At 34.2% G+C, this 16,528-nt stretch carries 18 protein-coding genes and 2 pseudogenes; 6 read left to right on the forward strand and 14 right to left on the reverse strand.

What is annotated here, in order from left to right; all coding sequences use genetic code 11:
- Positions 1-8 precede the first annotated feature (8 nt).
- Together ACFZP3_RS04395 and rho are read left to right on the forward strand one after the other, a co-directional pair.
- Positions 9-617: a cell cycle transcriptional regulator TrcR gene (locus ACFZP3_RS04395; RefSeq protein ID WP_064124724.1), complete on the forward strand. Its 609-nt coding sequence runs from the start codon at positions 9-11 to the stop codon at positions 615-617.
- A 192-nt stretch (positions 618-809) separates the two neighbouring features.
- The gene (gene rho, locus ACFZP3_RS04400) at positions 810-2,213 is read left to right on the forward strand and encodes a transcription termination factor Rho (RefSeq protein ID WP_264328936.1); all 1,404 of its coding nucleotides are present in this window, start codon (positions 810-812) and stop codon (positions 2,211-2,213) included.
- Positions 2,214-2,334: 121 nt separating this feature from the next.
- On the opposite strand, the pseudogene ACFZP3_RS04405 reads toward rho, so the two are convergent.
- The 3 genes and pseudogenes from ACFZP3_RS04405 to ACFZP3_RS04415 form a co-directional block, all read right to left on the reverse strand.
- Positions 2,335-2,487 (reverse strand): annotated as a pseudogene (locus ACFZP3_RS04405) (IS4 family transposase); the annotation flags it as partial.
- 325 nt (positions 2,488-2,812) lie between these two features.
- Complete coding sequence (locus ACFZP3_RS04410) at positions 2,813-3,709, reverse strand: aspartate carbamoyltransferase catalytic subunit (protein ID WP_253307260.1); 897 nt, start codon at positions 3,707-3,709, stop codon at positions 2,813-2,815.
- Positions 3,710-3,912: 203 nt separating this feature from the next.
- Positions 3,913-4,938, reverse strand: a complete 1,026-nt coding sequence (locus ACFZP3_RS04415) for an extracellular solute-binding protein (protein ID WP_253307261.1) — start codon at positions 4,936-4,938, stop codon at positions 3,913-3,915.
- Between the two features lie 867 nt (positions 4,939-5,805).
- Here ACFZP3_RS04415 and ACFZP3_RS04420 point away from each other — a divergent pair.
- Positions 5,806-7,005, forward strand: a complete 1,200-nt coding sequence (locus ACFZP3_RS04420) for a hypothetical protein (RefSeq protein WP_386086937.1) — start codon at positions 5,806-5,808, stop codon at positions 7,003-7,005.
- Positions 7,002-7,172, forward strand: coding sequence for a hypothetical protein (locus ACFZP3_RS04425; RefSeq protein WP_353286839.1), 171 nt, complete (start codon positions 7,002-7,004; stop codon positions 7,170-7,172). Before ACFZP3_RS04420 ends, ACFZP3_RS04425 begins: the two co-directional genes overlap by 4 nt.
- A 128-nt stretch (positions 7,173-7,300) precedes the next feature.
- Here the strand turns inward: ACFZP3_RS04425 and ACFZP3_RS04430 are convergent, their stop codons facing one another.
- From ACFZP3_RS04430 to ACFZP3_RS04480, 11 genes and pseudogenes are all read right to left on the reverse strand, one after another.
- Positions 7,301-7,468, reverse strand: a complete 168-nt coding sequence (locus tag ACFZP3_RS04430) for a hypothetical protein (protein ID WP_265017346.1) — start codon at positions 7,466-7,468, stop codon at positions 7,301-7,303.
- A 52-nt stretch (positions 7,469-7,520) separates the two neighbouring features.
- Positions 7,521-8,294 (reverse strand): annotated as a pseudogene (locus tag ACFZP3_RS04435) (SGNH/GDSL hydrolase family protein); the annotation flags it as partial.
- 17 nt (positions 8,295-8,311) lie between these two features.
- Complete coding sequence (locus ACFZP3_RS04440) at positions 8,312-8,500, reverse strand: hypothetical protein (protein WP_386086938.1); 189 nt, start codon at positions 8,498-8,500, stop codon at positions 8,312-8,314.
- A gap of 207 nt (positions 8,501-8,707) precedes the next feature.
- On the reverse strand, positions 8,708-10,651 hold the full coding sequence (rpoD, locus tag ACFZP3_RS04445; protein WP_386086939.1) for an RNA polymerase sigma factor RpoD: 1,944 nt from the start codon (positions 10,649-10,651) through the stop codon (positions 8,708-8,710).
- Between the two features lie 123 nt (positions 10,652-10,774).
- On the reverse strand, positions 10,775-11,101 hold the full coding sequence (locus tag ACFZP3_RS04450; protein WP_253307288.1) for a cation:proton antiporter subunit C: 327 nt from the start codon (positions 11,099-11,101) through the stop codon (positions 10,775-10,777).
- Complete coding sequence (locus ACFZP3_RS04455; protein WP_164224942.1) at positions 11,098-11,517, reverse strand: Na(+)/H(+) antiporter subunit B; 420 nt, start codon at positions 11,515-11,517, stop codon at positions 11,098-11,100. Before ACFZP3_RS04455 ends, ACFZP3_RS04450 begins: the two co-directional genes overlap by 4 nt.
- The gene (locus ACFZP3_RS04460) at positions 11,510-12,037 is read right to left on the reverse strand and encodes a DUF4040 domain-containing protein (RefSeq protein WP_264688399.1); all 528 of its coding nucleotides are present in this window, start codon (positions 12,035-12,037) and stop codon (positions 11,510-11,512) included. Before ACFZP3_RS04460 ends, ACFZP3_RS04455 begins: the two co-directional genes overlap by 8 nt.
- Before the next feature lies 1 nt (position 12,038).
- A complete protein-coding gene (mnhG, locus tag ACFZP3_RS04465) occupies positions 12,039-12,326 on the reverse strand; it encodes a monovalent cation/H(+) antiporter subunit G (protein ID WP_386086940.1) in 288 nt (95 codons plus the stop codon).
- 6 nt (positions 12,327-12,332) lie between these two features.
- The gene (locus ACFZP3_RS04470; protein ID WP_082860906.1) at positions 12,333-12,578 is read right to left on the reverse strand and encodes a monovalent cation/H+ antiporter complex subunit F; all 246 of its coding nucleotides are present in this window, start codon (positions 12,576-12,578) and stop codon (positions 12,333-12,335) included.
- 28 nt (positions 12,579-12,606) lie between these two features.
- Positions 12,607-13,011, reverse strand: coding sequence for a DNA-directed RNA polymerase subunit omega (gene rpoZ / locus ACFZP3_RS04475; protein ID WP_386086941.1), 405 nt, complete (start codon positions 13,009-13,011; stop codon positions 12,607-12,609).
- A gap of 60 nt (positions 13,012-13,071) precedes the next feature.
- Complete coding sequence (locus ACFZP3_RS04480; protein WP_386086942.1) at positions 13,072-13,368, reverse strand: helix-turn-helix domain-containing protein; 297 nt, start codon at positions 13,366-13,368, stop codon at positions 13,072-13,074.
- Positions 13,369-13,803: 435 nt separating this feature from the next.
- Here ACFZP3_RS04480 and purE point away from each other — a divergent pair, with 435 nt between their 5' ends.
- Together purE and mutL are read left to right on the forward strand one after the other, a co-directional pair.
- A complete protein-coding gene (gene purE, locus ACFZP3_RS04485; protein WP_253307285.1) occupies positions 13,804-14,295 on the forward strand; it encodes a 5-(carboxyamino)imidazole ribonucleotide mutase in 492 nt (163 codons plus the stop codon).
- Positions 14,296-14,302: 7 nt separating this feature from the next.
- The gene (gene mutL, locus ACFZP3_RS04490; RefSeq protein ID WP_265017345.1) at positions 14,303-16,162 is read left to right on the forward strand and encodes a DNA mismatch repair endonuclease MutL; all 1,860 of its coding nucleotides are present in this window, start codon (positions 14,303-14,305) and stop codon (positions 16,160-16,162) included.
- The last annotated feature ends 366 nt before the right edge of the window (positions 16,163-16,528 follow it).

The following is a 16,528-nucleotide window of genomic DNA, read 5'->3' on the forward strand; positions in this document are numbered from 1 at the left end:
TACTTTAAATGGGAGATGCTTTTTTGATGTCAATGGAATCTTCTAAGGGCAATAACGATAGAAATAAACAGTTTCTAATGCAAATAGCTGCTTGGTTAGTAGACAACACTGGTTTAACTTTTAATCAAATAGCACAATGCTGTAGGTTGGCCCTTGAAGAAGTACAAGACATAGCTGATGAGGAAATAGAAGTTGAAAAATATAACCCTATTATTTCTGGGGTAATTACTGAAAAAGAAATCGATGATTGCAAAAAAAATTCAAACCGTGTACCAAATTTGATTATAAAAAATATAAAAAAAAGGAGTAAAGCGATTGGTAGCATTCTTGGCTTTGCCTCTACGGCAAGGCGTAGAGATAAACCTGATGCGATTTATTATTTAGTAAAAAAATTTCCTATCTTGGATAATAACGTTATAGCTAAATTAATTAGTACAACAAATTACACAGTTGAGCAAGTAAGAGATGGATCTCATCATAACATGCAAAATATAAAACCCCAAGATCCTGTACTACTTGGCTTATGTAGTCAAGAAAATTTAGAAGCAGAAGTGGAAAAAGCAAAAGTAGAAGAAGAGAAGCAAGAAAGGTTAAAAAATATAAAGAATAGCTATTGAAAATCCTCAAATTTTTGTGCTTTGTTAACATTAAATTAACTTGACTTGCTAGTGTTTATTAGTATAATGTAAGTAAAGTACGGGGTTTAATAATAATTAAGCTTAATACGCACTAAAACTAGCTCAGCCTAATTTATTATCTTATAGTCACATTTTAGGTTAGTAAGCATCAATTAAAATTTTTGGAGGATCATGACAACAATCAATGAAGATGTTTTGGCAAAAGGAAAGGTTACAGCTCAACCTGAAAAAAGTGAGCAAATTCACAATAACGATACAGTAAAACAGATGGTCAATGAAGGTACTGAGAAAAACAGAAAAACATTAGATCTGAGCGAATTAAAAGAGAAAACAGCAGAAGAATTGTTAGAGTTAGCTGAAGAAAGAAAAATTTCAACTAACGGTAAAAGCAATGGTAGAATGCTAAAGCAGGAAATGATATTCAGCTTAATGAAGAAAATGAGCGAAGAAGGAGGCATAACCACAGGGAGTGGAATAGTGGAAATATTGCCTGATGGTTTCGGTTTCTTACGTTCAGCAAGTGCAAATTATGCTCCAAGTACCGATGATGTTTATATTTCTAACGGGCAAATAAAGAAGTTTAATTTACGTACAGGAGATATGGCATGTGGAGAAATAAGGCCACCTGGTGATAAAGAAAGATATTTTACTTTAACTAAGGTTCAAAGTATAAACTCTACTGAAGTCAGTGAATTAAGAAAGTACGTCCATTTTGATAATTTGCTTCCTCTTTATCCTGAGGAAAGCATAGTACTTGAGTGTAATAGTGGTGATGATAAAAAAGGCTTAAGCATGCGTGCTATAGATATAGTAGCTCCTCTTGGAAAAGGGCAAAGAGCGTTAGTAGTTGCTCCACCTCGCACAGGAAAAACTGTATTGCTTCAGCAAATGGCTAACTCTATAGCTATAAATCACCCTGAAATAGAATTAATAGTGTTACTTATAGATGAAAGACCTGAAGAAGTAACAGATATGATACGTTCTGTAAAAGGTGAGGTAGTGAGTTCTACGTTTGATGAGCCTGCTTACCGTCACGTACAGCTTGCTGAAATAGTAATAGAAAAAGCTAAAAGAATGGTTGAGCATAAAAAAGATGTGGTAATCCTACTTGACAATATTACTAGACTTGCACGTGCTTATAACGCTGTTATTCCTTCGTCTGGGAAAGTTCTAACTGGTGGTGTGGATTCAAATGCACTGCAGAGACCCAAGCGTTTTTTTGGAGCGGCTCGTAATATTGAAAATGGTGGTTCTTTGACAATCATTGCTACAGCTCTTATAGACACTGGTTCAAAAATGGATGAGGTTATTTTTGAAGAGTTTAAAGGTACAGGAAACGCTGAGATTATACTTGATAGAAAACTTTCTGATAAACGTATATTTCCAGCTATTGACATTACAAAATCCGGAACAAGGAAGGAAGAGCTATTAGTTGATAAGGCTATACTAAATAAAATATGGGTGTTGCGTAGAATACTCAATCCTATGGGATCTGTTGAAGCAATGGAATTTTTACGTGACAAACTACTTTTAACAAAGAGCAATGCTGACTTTTTTAACTCCATGAATCACTAAAAGTAAGCCAGTTATGATGGATATGCTGAGCAAAAAGTAAAACGCTTTTATAGTTAAAATAATTGTATCCGTTCAGGCAATGGCGAACTTAGGGAGCGTTAAATAAACTATACGCGTCAAGTTAAGAAGCAAAGGTAAGAAAATTCAATGAACTTAAGGTGGATACTCTAGTCTTTCTATATCTGTCTTTCACAGAAAATTGTGACCAGTTTATGGTAAGTTTTTTCAGGAAAATTCTCAAATTATTAATTTTGCTGCTTAACGCTAAAAACAAGTAACCGTTCACGGATTGTGAGAATGAATAAAGAACTAAGCAGTCGTAACTTTTGGAAGGGATTTTGGCCATTGAGACGTGATGTCAAAAATATCGACAACATTCTTCCACGAACCTTTCCCCACGTTCCAACCAGGTGAAAAAGCTGTTTTTACGATAGCCGTCTAATTTGCCGTTCTGCAAGGTTGTTGATTGACTTCAGGCTTTCGTAAAAACTTCCACACTATATCCTCGGCCTTAACATCTTAATGGCCATTCTCAAACCATTCTCGTCATTTCATGAAAAAACCCTTCTTTCGCATTAGTTGTGTAGCATCTTTTAATATTAACAAGGCCTATAATAGTGCAGCACTGCCTTACGTATTGCCAATCCAAATTCTACTTGCTGTAAAATAACACAATCTGCTACATCGCTGCTAATCTCAATCCCTCTATTTATTGGCCCTGGGTGCATAACAATCGCATCTGGTTTTGCGTATGATAGCTTTTGTGAATCAAGTCCATACAAATGAAAATATTCTTTCTCTGAAGGAACAAAACAACTATTATTCATGCGCTCTTTCTGCAGTCTTAAAAGCATGATTACATCAGCATCCTTTATACCTTCAATTAATGAATAATGGACTGAATCTACTTCAGGAAAATGCTTACAAATCAAAGTTGGTGGTGCGACCAAGCTTATCTCTGCTCCAAACATTTTTAGCAACCTTATATTTGACCTTGCAACTCTACTGTGCAGAATGTCTCCACATATCACAACTTTGAGATCCTTTATTTGCTTTTTATGACTGCTGATTACAAGATAATCTGCAAGAGCTTGAGTTGGGTGTTCACTGCTTCCATCGCCTGCGTTGATTAGCGAGCAGCTAACATTCTTAGCCAGCATATTAACAATACCGCTATTTTTTTGCCTGATTATTATATAGTCAGGATTCATTGCATTTAATGTTTTGATCATGTCTTTTAGATCTTCTCCCTTGTTAATAGAAGAAGATCTTATTGGCAAAGTTACAACATTTGCTCCAAGGCTTTTTGCTGCTATTTCAAAAGACGCAAGTGTACGCGTTGAATCTTCAAAGAATAAATTTATTACTGTCTTATTTTCCAAGATATGACTATTTGCAGCTTCTTTTTTAAGGTACTGGTTAGCCAACTTAGTTATATTTTCTACATCATCGACTGTAAGGTCTGAGATGTTTAACAAATTCCTTCTCTTGTGCATAGTTTCCTTTTCAACTACTTGAACCTATTCTACTTTCTTATTATTGTTTTTCAATAGACCTCTTGTGCAGCAATTGTTTTGGTGAAAGAACAGAAAAAGATAGTAAAGTCAAAATTAAGTTAGAAGGAAGAAAAAGTTCAGCGAGTCAAGAGTAAGGTACATTAGCATAAATCTTTCATCCCAGTGTTCAGTGGCACTGGGGATTACTTCCACTTACACTCATCCGCTATCATAACAGCCTCAAGAAGATGCTTCTCAAGTTCACTTAGAGGTAAATCACTTTGTGGATAATTTCCCCAAGACTTTAGTATATCGGAAGTTTCAACGCCTTCAATAACAGGGTATTCTTGGTTTTTTTTAGCGTATAGCTCTTGAGCCTGCTTGCTTACTAAAAATTCCAATAAGACTATAGCATTTTCCCTGTTTTTTGCGTTTTTTGTTACTGCTGCACCACTGATGTTTACCATTACGCCGTGATCATTGCGATTAGGAAAAAAAGCCCCTAGCTTGTCTATAACATTCTTTTTATTTTCTGATGAAAGAATTCTTGCAAAGTAATAACTATTTACTATTGCAACATCTCCTTCACCAGCAGCTACAGCATAAATTTGGTCAGTATCACCACCACTTGGTTTTCTTGCCATATTACTCACAATTCCACTTACCCATTCTTTCGTCTTTTCAAAACCATTATTTGCAATCATAAAAGCAATCAATGACCGGTTATATGGACTTGTAGAAGAACGCACTAATATTTTTCCTTTCCATTTTTCATTTGCTAAATCTTCATAAGTACTTAAGTTTTTAGGATTTACTGACTCTTTATTATAAACTAATATTCTGGTTCTTTTTGTAAGGCCAAACCAATAATCTTCACTATCTCTAAATTTTGCAGGTATAACACTTTTTAAAATCTCTGAATCCACTTGAGATAAAAGCCCTCTTTTTTTTGCCAAAATCAGGTTCACTGCATCTGCAGTTAAAAGCAAGTCAGCTTCACCGCCATTTTCCATGCGTGAAAGTAGCTGAGAATAATCATCAATGATGTAACGTACTTTAATGCCTGTATTTTTTGTAAATTCATCAAATAAAGTACGTACTAATTCTTCTTTGCGCGATGAATAGACATTCACTACTTGTGAATTGTCAGTTCCGCTGTTTTTATACAAAAAAGTAATGACTATTAATACAACTGCTATTAAGGATGTGAATATAAAGGCTTTTTTCATATTGGATAAAAAATAACTTCTTTCAGTTAAAGATACTCAAATAGCGCAATCTTAGCAAGTGTAAAATTCGTTAGATGTAGCTAATATAATTTGGATTTACCGAAGTCAATGTATGAAATAATCGAAATTGTCATTCCAGCGCGTGACGCTAGGCCATAAAACCTACTTGACAAACTCCGTCAGCCCCCTTATCATGAAACTGAAGGTATTCAGTTATCTTCATCTGCGCAGATTAAACAGCAAAAAAACAACGTAGTTGGCGTCTTATTTTTAATTTTTTGCACTATGCGCACCTTATGTCTTCACAACATTTCTAGGTTTTTACCTACACAAGCTGAAACGCGCTTATAAAGCGTTTAAGACAGTATAGTACGCCAATTTGCAGGATTAGAGAGTGATAACTAGCTAACACGGGGTTTCTTTTGCCTTTTTTTCTGCTTAGTAAATTTCTTAAACATTTGAACTAAGGTGAGCTGCACTTAAAAGCAGCTAAATTGCAGTGTTTAAGACTTAAAAAAACGCCAATACAGAAAATAGACAATGACCAGGGCCTCTTTTGCCTTTTTTTTCGTTTGGTAAATTTCTTAAATATTTATGGCTAAACGACAACCGTCATCCCGCTACGTGTTAGCGGCTAAGAGATACCGCGGCGGTATGACGGTCTGCGGCGGTATGGCGGTTCGCGGTGGCATGACGGTTCGTGGCGGTATATTCGTCATCCCGCTACGTGTTAGCGGCTAAGAGATACCGCGGCGGTATGACGTATTACTTATTATAGTTATAGTTCTACATGAATTACAAAAGTAATATTTACTAGATCTTAATATTTTAGATCTATATTTTAATAAATAATGAGCTGTAATTAGTATGAATGATCCATTTAAAAGTGAGAACTATAAAAAAAATCTTGACTCCTTGATAGAAGCTATAAAGCTGAAAAATATTGGTGAACAATATAATAAAACAGTGAGAGATTTATCCCAGACATTAGAGAGTTTTACAGATAAGGCAGAAGATGTAGCTAAGTTTGTTATATGTAGTGACTTGAATAATTATATAGAACCGGTGAACAAAAAGCCATCAGGTTTTTTTGGAATATTCAAGGAAACATTTAATAAAATCTTGGGAAAAGATGCTTCAATTCAGGATAACGATATAAGAAATTTTGCTAATGATAAATTGCCCAGTCTTGCTGAAAAAATAACATTCGAATACCTAAATGTTTTAAAGAAAATTTCAGATTTAGAGCAAAGTAAAAAAAATCAGGAGGAACATAGATTGTATAGAGTGAACTTAGAGGATAGAACAGCGTCAAAGCAAGAAGAAAATCCTTTATATGATCTACAAGCAGGAGATTCAGGCTATGGAAGTTCATTAAATGAAGAGCATGAATATGAAGACATATCACATTATCAAGAGAAAAAGCAAAAGGAAAATCCTTTATATGAGCAGAGAGAAGATTTAGGCTATGGAAGTTTATTAAATGAAGAGCATGAATATGAAGACATATCAAATTATCAAGAGAAGAAGAGTAAAATTTTAATAGAAAATTCGCAGAGTTCAAAATCGCCCAAAGAAGAGCCAATTTATGCAACAGTTTCTAAAGAACATATAGAGGCAAAAAGAAAACGTAAGCAGAAACAACAACCTCAATCCCTCGTACTACCAAAACCACCAAGAGCATCGCAAGTGCCAAAAAAAATGTTTACTACTGGTCAAGAAGTTAGACAAGAATCGAAAGTGGTAGTCAAAGATAAACCTGCAGTACCGCCAAAGCCTAAAAATCTAAGCCGTGCTGATCAAAAAGTAAGCACAGAGCCAAAAGTAGTAGAAGTAATTCTTAAAAAATCAGCTGAAAGTAAACCTACAGTACCACTAAAATCTGAAAATCAAGACAATAGGAAATCAGCACAAAAAGCTGCTGGTAAGGCGATACCAAAAGTAGCAGCAGCTACTATGAAAGGAGGAGCTAATCGCGAGATGGGCAGTAAAGTAAAGGCATTAAAAGAAAAATTTGAGCAAAATCAAGCAAAACTACCCCAGCAGCACAAGCGGATATCGGTGTGAAGAAAAAACAATCTCATTCATTTCTAACAGAGAATAAAAGATCTGCAACGAAACACATAACAGCAAAATCTGATCCAAAATCTCATGTCAGCAAAAATCCTCCTTCCACACAAGTAAGTGTTAAGGAAATGGTTGCACAAATTGAGAAAGGAAAAGGAGGAAGATAGTAACATTTGGGAAAAAAACATATGGTCAAGTCAAGAGATTGTGAGCAAACTTAGGAAGTTATAGCTAAACTGACTGTATCTGTTCAGAGGAGTGGCTAATGTGCAAATATTGAAGCAAAGTGCGTGACTCACAGCTGTACGAACATTGCAATATGGCACATAGTAAACGATGTCATCCCAGTGCCCAGACACTGGGATCCAGTTTTCCATATAATCTCATCGAAAATGTTGTAATCACTTTCTGTGCTAGTTTGCTTGTTCACAAGCAAACTTTTCTGGTTCCCAGTGTCAAGCACTGGGATGACATCATAGGGACACTGGGATCTAGGGAATGTTCAAAAAACTGTGTCAAATCAACTCATACACTTCATTACCAACTTCATGATGAAGTTCTGCAGTTGGATGGAAATAATCAAAAAAGAAATAATCCTTTAGTGTTTCTTCGCTACACCCAGGGTTATAGTGAACGTCAAGTTCCCCTTTAAATATCAACTTTAAGAGTATTTTTATATTTTCTTTAAATCTCCCAATTTGGTCTGCAATGTTCGATGTGCATGCATCTTGACAATTTAAACCTTTGCTCTTGTATTCGCTAAGCATACTTTTCATTTTAGAGTTAAGATCAAATGCTTTTATTTCAAGATTTGTACTTTTCTTCATATAATCTAAGCCATTAGCCAATTTTGCATTGAAACTCTCTGTGAGCTTCGTAGCTAGTTCCCTTGCTTCTTCATCTCTATTAAAAGCTGGTATTGAGCCAACTTCAGGTGCGTTTGCAACAACTACATGCTTAACACCATGTTCATTTAGAACCTTAAGTGCATTACATATTTCACTCACTGCTTGTTCCAACACTTCTTCCGCTTTAGTATCGTCATAAGCAGTGGCAACCATAACATCATTTCCGCCGATTATGATGCAAAATAAATCTTCTTTACCTATATCTGGATGATGTTTAATTACCGCATCTAGCTGGTTAGCTAAACGAAATTTATTGAAGAAATAATAAAAAATAGGGTCAAAAATTTCAGATGCTGTTGCACATGAAACTGCATAGTTTTGACCTTGCTGTTCGTGGCATTTCCCAAAAAATGAATAACTCCACCCAGGTTTAAATTCGTCTAAATCTAAATATTTTGCTACATATTCAACAGCAGTGGGGCCATTGCTAAAAGATCCTCCTTGATAAAAGGGTCATCAAACTTTACGCTTTTTGCAAAGGATAAGTTATTTAAAATTCCAATGATTGCGCCATTATCGGATAAACTATCACCCAGAACATAAAAATTTCTATACTTTGAATTAGAATTGTCATTTTTGTTTGTCATAATATTTACCGTAGATTAGCATGTTGTTTCATTAGATTCATAAAAAAAAATAGCGGTGCAACTTTTTTACAACCCCCATTTTAAACTTTATTGTGCATTTCCTTCATATCATACCTTTTTGAAAAAACGTTTTATTTTAAAAACGCTCTGACTTTTTCTCCACTTTTTCCGGGCAAAATCAGCTTCTTCTTAACTTGACACGTATACTTAAAAGAACCCTCTAAGTTTTCTAGCGCGGCTTGGATGTTTCAACTTGCGCAGTGCTTTTGCCTCTATTTGCCTAATTCTCTCACGTGTTACATTAAAAATTTTTCCTACTTCTTCTAAGGTATGCTCCTTCCCATCTTTACCAAGGCCAAAACGCATTCTTAGAATTCTTTCTTCCTTTGGTGTTAAAGTTGCAAGAACATTGGTTGTAATGCCACGCAAGTCAGCAAGTATTGCAGCATCCTCTGGTCTGGAGACTCGCTTATCTTCTATACAATCACCGAAGGTACTACTATCATCCTTTCCTGTTGGAGCTTCAAGACTTACTGGGTCCCTTGCTATTTTCATAACTTTGCGTATTCTTTCCAGTGGCATTGTCAGTTCTACACTTAATTCCTCTAACGTCGGCTCTCTTCCCATCTCATGAGTCATTTTTCTTAATGCTCTGTTGATTTTACTGATAACTTCTACCATATGAACTGGTATTCTAACTACTTTAGACTGCTCAGGTATTGCCCTAGTGATTGATTGTCTTACCCACCAAGTGCCATAAGTTGAAAATTTATATCCACGTTTGTAATCAAACTTATCCACGGCCTTCATAAGACCAATATTGCCTTCTTGTATCAAATCAAGCAGATCAAGGCCTCTTTTTGAATACTTCTTAGCAATGGAAACTACTAGCCTTAAGTTAGCCTTAATCATCTCTTGCTTTGCTTCAGAGACTTCTCGTTCGTGTTTTTGTATTCTCCTGATTAGCTCCTTAAATTCTTGCACGTTATCTTCCTGTATATGCTGCTTAATACCGTTCAAAGTACTAGCTATATGTTCAGAGTTATCGTCTATAAACCTTAAAAATTTGTTTTTTAATTCACCTGTAAAAGAGGACTGATTTTCATTGATCTTTAAAAGAATTATCTTTTTCAATTCGTGCTTTAAAAGCACGTCATCATAAACTTTATAGAAACTTTCTCTATCGATATCGTATTTTCTAGCCTCAGCAATAAGATTAGCCTCTTCAAGCGTGATGGATCTATTTATCTTATAAAGTTCTTGTGTAATTCTGGCAACAGCAGCATCACTTAACTTAATTTGTAATGCTATAGACCATATTTGACTATATAAATTCTCTAGTTCATCAGAGGAATCTTTAGAATTTTTTCTTAATACCAATGCTTCATTTGTTAAAGTAATTATCTCATCCAATGCAACTATGACCTTTGGCAATAAGTCACTTTCCATTTCAAGAATAGAAACATTTAAATTCGCTGAATTTATATCTTCATTATCACCGTCTTTCTCATCATCACTTTTTTTACTATCTTTCTCATCATCACTACAGTACTCAGCATCTTCAGAAACATCCTCAGAATCCTCAACATCTTCAGCACTTTCTTCACTCTCTTCTTTGGGTACCACATTAAAGTCAGAGTTATAAATTGCATCCAGATCTATAATTTCTCTCAGTAAGAGAGCTCCACTACTTAAATCATCACGCCATACTTTTATCACCTTTAATGTTACTGATGTTTCAATTATTGTACGTAACATGTTATGCTTTTCAGATTCAATTTTTTTTGCTATCTCGATTTCATCTGCCCTTGACAAAAGCTTTACAGAGCTCATGTCTTGTAAATAAATCCTCACTGGATCATCATTTTGTACTAAAGTTGCAGTAATATTTGGCGATATGTCATCATCATCAAGTTTACTATCATCACTGTTGGAAGGAATATCTTCTTCATCTTCGCTACTTTCAAGCACATTAATTCCGGAATCCTGCAATAAAGATATAGCATCATCTATAAAATCAGACGAAAAATTTTCATCTGATAATTTATCATTTATATCATCAAAGGTGACAAAACCACCTTTTTTTATACTTTTAGTTACAAGATCTCTGATAACTTTTTTCTTATCTTCTGCATCATTAATAGTTGACATCATTACCTTTATAGTTTATAATTTTATTTCTTATTAACAAATAAACTTACAACGAGCAAGTCTATAATTTTACTTTTAACTTGTGGCTATTCGTTACTTCATATAGTTTAAGATACTGTTAATTTATGTACACTTGTCTTGATCAATTGTTCCATACTTTTCTTCCATTTTTACTGCTATGGACAATCCAACTGAAAATGTTGCAATTCCAACCACTATAGCAGTAAGCATTAAAACATGAGGTATAGGATTGCTATATGAATAAAAATTTGAAACCAATATAGGAGGCAAAGAACTTTTTATATATCCTAGAGATATGTAAAACAACAAAACAGATGCTTGGAAGACGCTTACCCCTATCATTTTCTTGATTAAATTTTTATCGTTTATAATAATATATAAACCTAGCACCATTAATACAATAATAATCGTATAATTATATAAAGTCATTGTTTTTTCCTACGAGCAAAATTCATATATATAATTAACATAGAGGAGCAGACAGTAAATGCTACACCTAATTCCACCAAAAAAATACCCAATTTTTGACCGGTTCTATTATTGGCTGACAAGATATCATAAGATAAAAAATTTTGGCCAAGTAAAGTTGTTGCAACGCCCGTTCCTCCATAAATTAAAATACCTAACACGTTAGTCAATCTAATCACAGAATAAGGTATTGCTTTTAGAGTTGTAGATACACCAAATAGCATTGAATATAATATTATCCCGGAGGCAATAATTATTCCTGCTTGAAAACCTCCACCCGGAGTGTAATCACCGTGAAATTGTATGTATAAACCAAATAAAATGATAAAAGGTATCATCAAAAATGTTACTGCATTTAATATCGGATCTTTAATCATTGTCTTTTTCTTCTTTTAATATCAACGTTATACAAAGCGCAGCAGTAAAAACTACTATAGTTTCTCCAAACGTGTCATAACCACGAAAGCTTGCCAAAACAGCTGTCACTATATTAGGAATACCGGTAGCTTTTTCGGTATTTTCCACATAATAAGGAGCAACATGCAAGTGGATCGGAGCATTGTGGCTGCCAAAATCTGGCAATTGAATCATAAAATATGACAAACATACAGCCAGAAATAACATAAAAAAAAGCGTTATAGGGTTATGAGATAGATTTACTTTATGATTCTTTATCAAGGAGAGTGCTGCAAACGTAAAAATCGTACTGAGCCCTGCACCAACAGAAGCTTCAGTAATTGCAACATCAGGTGCATTCATAATTAAGTATATAAGCGCAATAAGTGAACTAAATACACACATTAGAACAGCACTTACGACTAAATGTCGCGAGAAGACTATAAAAACCGTAACTGTTAGTAACAACAAAAGTAGCACTACATTTAATATTTCTAACACCTTAACCTTCTTTAACAGTTTTTTTCTTAACTTTATAATAAGTGCGCGCTAAAATATAGCCATTAGTTGAGATAGCTACCCATATTATAAGAATTAATAATATTATTTTAACAGTATTGATTGAAAATCCATTCTGCAAAGCAAAACCAATTAACAATAGCGTTGCACCGCTAGAATCTGTAATACCTGCTGCATGTAACCTAGTATAGAAATCAGGAAATCTAATTACTCCCACACTTGAAATGATTACTGAACAAATGCCTAAAAATATAAGAACGGATCCTATCATAAATTATTAAAACAACATTAATCTCATTAGTGCTATAGTTGATATAAAGCTAACGCTAGCATACAACAATGCTATATCAATTAAAAAAAAATTATTCAGAATGATTGATATTGCTGTTATGAGTACAACTACTTGCGTTGAGAAATTATTGAACGCTAAAACCTTATTGTACACATCACTTGACTTAGACACTATGCGGCACAACATTATACTCATACAGAACAACAGTGTATAGATAGCAATGTGAAGCATTTAAAGACTATGTAACTTCAGTAGATTTCTAAACGGATACTTCTTCATCGCCATCTTGATCATTTATTTCACCATCCACTTCATAATCTTGGCTTTCTTGACTTGCATCAAGATCTGTGTTAAATTGACCATCAGAAAAATTTAATAAATTCGCTAGCTTACTTGTATTACTGCTGTAAACATTATTCATATTTCCTTTCATGTACTCCTTGCATCTACCTACCAAAAGGTTAAATAGCTCATGAGTATCCACCTGTTTTTCTGCTATTTCATATAAGGAAACTATGGTGTTTTTATGGTCTTTAAACTGAACTGTTTGAACTGGATTACTTGCTCCTGTATTTAAATCATGTGTTCTTTGACTTGCCAATAGAACCAATTTGAAACGGTTACTTACCTGTTCTGTACACTTTTCTACAATAGACTCAGCCATAAGATACTACCTTAATAAGTTTTATACTATATCACAAAAAACAAGTTGTCAACTTTGTATCTATTGCGATTCAACTTCATGTTTTACTTTTTCTGCCTCAGATTTTATTTCTTGGCTTTCTGTCATCGTGATTGTTATTTCATGATCAAGTTTTTTTAGAAATCCTAACAATCGCTCTAAAGAAAAACCATCTATTTTACCATTTTTAATTTGTGATACCTTTGGCTGATCAATACCAAATTTCTCAGCTGCAAAAGCCTGAGTCCAAGCATTTTTTTCTATAATTTTATTTATTATATAAAGCAACTTTGTTTTTATTGCTGCACTGTCTAAGTTATTTAACGATATTATTTCCATAATTCTTACACTCACATATCAATTAACTTTATTAAATATTACAGCATAATATTTAATATACCAAGATATTAATATCATATAACTTGTCAATAATTATATGATATCAAATTTAAAACTTTAAGTTGATTGTATATTAATATTTCAATCAAATTTCTAGTAATTTTAAATTACCATTTTACCATCAGCCTCTCTGAAAAAATCATTTACAGAAAGAACAAGCTAAAATTACAAAGCTTGAAATACAAAAATAATTATTTTATAAATTTATCTTACATAAGAAGTTTATATCTCTATATCTTAACATAGATATTTATTTAAATTTTTAAAATTTCTATTTTAACGAGAATTCTATATACTATATTTATAATATAACTTAAATATTTGTTGCTTTTTAGCTGGAACACTATTTAGTTAGTAAGTAAAATTGTGTTGAATATGACAAAAATAAAAAAAGATGTTGCTGTTATTATGGGAAGTGAGTCAGATTACACCACTATGGTCCATACCGTCGATATGCTAAAAGCATTAGAAGTTTCACATGACATATTCATAATATCTGCACATAGAACACCAGAAAGGCTCTTCAATTTTGCTAAATCTGCACAAGAAGAAGGTTTCAAGGTTATTATAGCTGGTGCAGGAGGTGCAGCTCATTTACCTGGTATGGTTGCGTCATTAACTTGTTTACCAGTTATCGGCGTTCCTGTGCATAGTAAACAATTAAATGGGCTGGACAGTCTACTCTCTATAGTTCAAATGCCAAAGGGTGTTCCAGTTGCAACCATGTCTATAGGAGAAAATGGAGCATATAATGCTGCCATTACCGCCGTATCTATATTGTCAATTTCCAACAGTGAAATTGCAGGTAGGTTAAAAAAGTGGAGAGAGAGACAGACCAAAGAAGTAAAAGAAAAACCAGTTTCATAATAAATCTATGGCAATAATCCTTCTAGACACAAAAACCATAAACCGTATAGCAGCGGGGGAGGTGATAGAAAGGCCAGCAAGTGTAGTAAAGGAATTAGTGGAAAATGCAATAGATGCTGGAAGTTTAGAAATAGAGATCAAAATAGAAAGTGGTGGGCGTAACCTTATTATTGTGACAGATGATGGTAACGGAGTAGAAAAAAACGATTTAGAACTTGCGTTTATGCGCCATGCTACTTCAAAATTGAGCGATAGTGAGTTGATAGAAATCAAGCATCTTGGCTTTAGAGGAGAAGCTCTGCCTTCAATAGCAGCAGTAAGTAGGATAAAATTATCGTCTAAAGCAAGCGGAGCAAGTGAAGCATGGTCTATAAGTTATGAGGGTGGAGAAAAGATGGGGGAGCTAACTCCTTACTCTTTATCACAAGGGACACATATTGAAGTACGAGATTTGTTTTTCGCTACCCCAAATAGACTAAAATTTCTAAAAACCGAAAGAGCAGAAACTCAAAGCATTGTTGATATTGTAAACAACCTAGCAATGGTTAACTACCATATAGGGTTTACTCTCACTTCAGGTAATAAAAAGCTCTTAAAATACGCTAAGCAGACTTCGTTATTTCATAGATTGTGTGAAGTAGAAGAAGAATTTCAGGGCAATTCTTTGGAGGTCAATGAAGAAGAAGACGGCATCAAACTTACGGGACACATCTGTAAGCCAACCGTCAATCGTGGTAAGTCAACTCAGATCTATACATTTGTTAATGGAAGGCCAATTAAAGATAATTTACTTATTGGTGCGGTTAGGTATGCATATCATGATTTTATTCCAAGCGATAGGTATCCTTTTGCAGCGTTACATTTAGAGATACCTTATGATCAAGTAGATGTAAATGTGCATCCAAATAAGTCAGAAGTAAGGTTTCAGAATAAGAAGCTCATATATGAGATAGTGACAAGAGGATTAATCAAAGCATTGTCAAGAAGGATAGGCACCTTTGATGTCATTCCAGCTAGTGACCAGAAAACTACTAATACAATAGAGGGTTTTTTGAAAGGTTCATTATCAGATCCTTTTGATAAATCTGATGTTCAAAATGAATTTTATGAAAGAAGGCCAAGTCCTTTTGAAAATCAACTAATAAAAGAATTTGCTTCTCCAAATGAAAAAGCAAAAGGCTTATCAGAACAGTCAAAATCGTTTGATTATACCGGCATACAGAAATCCCCATCACAAGCGGAAATTATGGTTCTAGAAAAAAAGGTGTTAGAGCAAGTTGATTTGATAGAGAGCCACCCGCTCGGGTTTGCACGCTGTCAGGTCTATAATACTTACATTATTGCCGAGGTAAGAGACAAATTGATTATAGTTGATCAGCATGCAGCCCACGAGAGATTAGTATATGAATGCCTAAAACAAAAATCAAGTATAAAAAGACAAAAACTACTTCTTCCTGAAACGGTTGAAATCAAAAATCAAGCTGGAATGGAGATGATTGAAATCTATAAAGATAAGTTATTTGAAATGGGTTTTGATATTGAAATCAAATCAGAGAATAAAGTGATAGTAAAAGAAATCCCTGCAATTTTGGGAGCAATAGATGTGAAAGAGATGCTAATTAATATAGTGGGTAGATTAACGGAAATAGAAGATACATTGCCAGTAGAAGACAAAGTGAACAAGATATTGGCTACTATCGCTTGTCATGGATCAATTAGAGCAGGCAGGAAAATGAGGTTAGAGGAGATGAATGAGCTGCTGAGACAAATGGAAAAAACTCCATATTCCGGGCAATGCAACCACGGAAGACCAACTTATATAGAAATGAAACTCAGTGATATTGAAAAACTGTTTGAGCGCAGGTAATGAGGTTGCCATAAATATGTAAGTGCTCTTTCCTCGTCATCCAAGTAGCTCATAGAAACGGATTAAACGAAAAACGACTTGACAAACTCCGCCAGCTCCCTTATCATGACAATAAGGGTATTTATGACTCAAAACTTGTTTTTGACCTGCAGGCTCAATGACAAAATTCAGTAAAAAACTTAGGGTATTTATTGGCGGATTACATAAAATTATAGCGGCTGCATGTCTTTTTTATTTTTTCTACATTCAGCCAAATCGCGCTTATTTTAAGCGTTAGCACATTATTACAGCGCCACTTACAGTAATATAGAGTCAAAACTCGCTACTCGGGGCTTCTTTTGCCTTTTTTTTTCATTTGGTAAATTT

Source organism: Wolbachia endosymbiont (group A) of Norellia spinipes, from assembly GCF_964273535.1.

Coding starts and splice junctions, on each gene's coding strand:
- ACFZP3_RS04395 (WP_064124724.1), top strand. CDS start 9: ATGGGAGATGCTTTTTTGATGTCAATGGAATCTTCTAAGGGCAATAAC.
- rho (WP_264328936.1), top strand. CDS start 810: ATGACAACAATCAATGAAGATGTTTTGGCAAAAGGAAAGGTTACAGCT.
- ACFZP3_RS04410 (WP_253307260.1), bottom strand. CDS start 3,709: ATGCACAAGAGAAGGAATTTGTTAAACATCTCAGACCTTACAGTCGAT.
- ACFZP3_RS04415 (WP_253307261.1), bottom strand. CDS start 4,938: ATGAAAAAAGCCTTTATATTCACATCCTTAATAGCAGTTGTATTAATA.
- ACFZP3_RS04420 (WP_386086937.1), top strand. CDS start 5,806: ATGAATGATCCATTTAAAAGTGAGAACTATAAAAAAAATCTTGACTCC.
- ACFZP3_RS04440 (WP_386086938.1), bottom strand. CDS start 8,500: ATGACAAACAAAAATGACAATTCTAATTCAAAGTATAGAAATTTTTAT.
- rpoD (WP_386086939.1), bottom strand. CDS start 10,651: ATGTCAACTATTAATGATGCAGAAGATAAGAAAAAAGTTATCAGAGAT.
- ACFZP3_RS04450 (WP_253307288.1), bottom strand. CDS start 11,101: ATGACTTTATATAATTATACGATTATTATTGTATTAATGGTGCTAGGT.
- ACFZP3_RS04455 (WP_164224942.1), bottom strand. CDS start 11,517: ATGATTAAAGATCCGATATTAAATGCAGTAACATTTTTGATGATACCT.
- mnhG (WP_386086940.1), bottom strand. CDS start 12,326: ATGATAGGATCCGTTCTTATATTTTTAGGCATTTGTTCAGTAATCATT.
- ACFZP3_RS04470 (WP_082860906.1), bottom strand. CDS start 12,578: ATGCTTCACATTGCTATCTATACACTGTTGTTCTGTATGAGTATAATG.
- rpoZ (WP_386086941.1), bottom strand. CDS start 13,011: ATGGCTGAGTCTATTGTAGAAAAGTGTACAGAACAGGTAAGTAACCGT.
- ACFZP3_RS04480 (WP_386086942.1), bottom strand. CDS start 13,368: ATGGAAATAATATCGTTAAATAACTTAGACAGTGCAGCAATAAAAACA.
- purE (WP_253307285.1), top strand. CDS start 13,804: ATGACAAAAATAAAAAAAGATGTTGCTGTTATTATGGGAAGTGAGTCA.
- mutL (WP_265017345.1), top strand. CDS start 14,303: ATGGCAATAATCCTTCTAGACACAAAAACCATAAACCGTATAGCAGCG.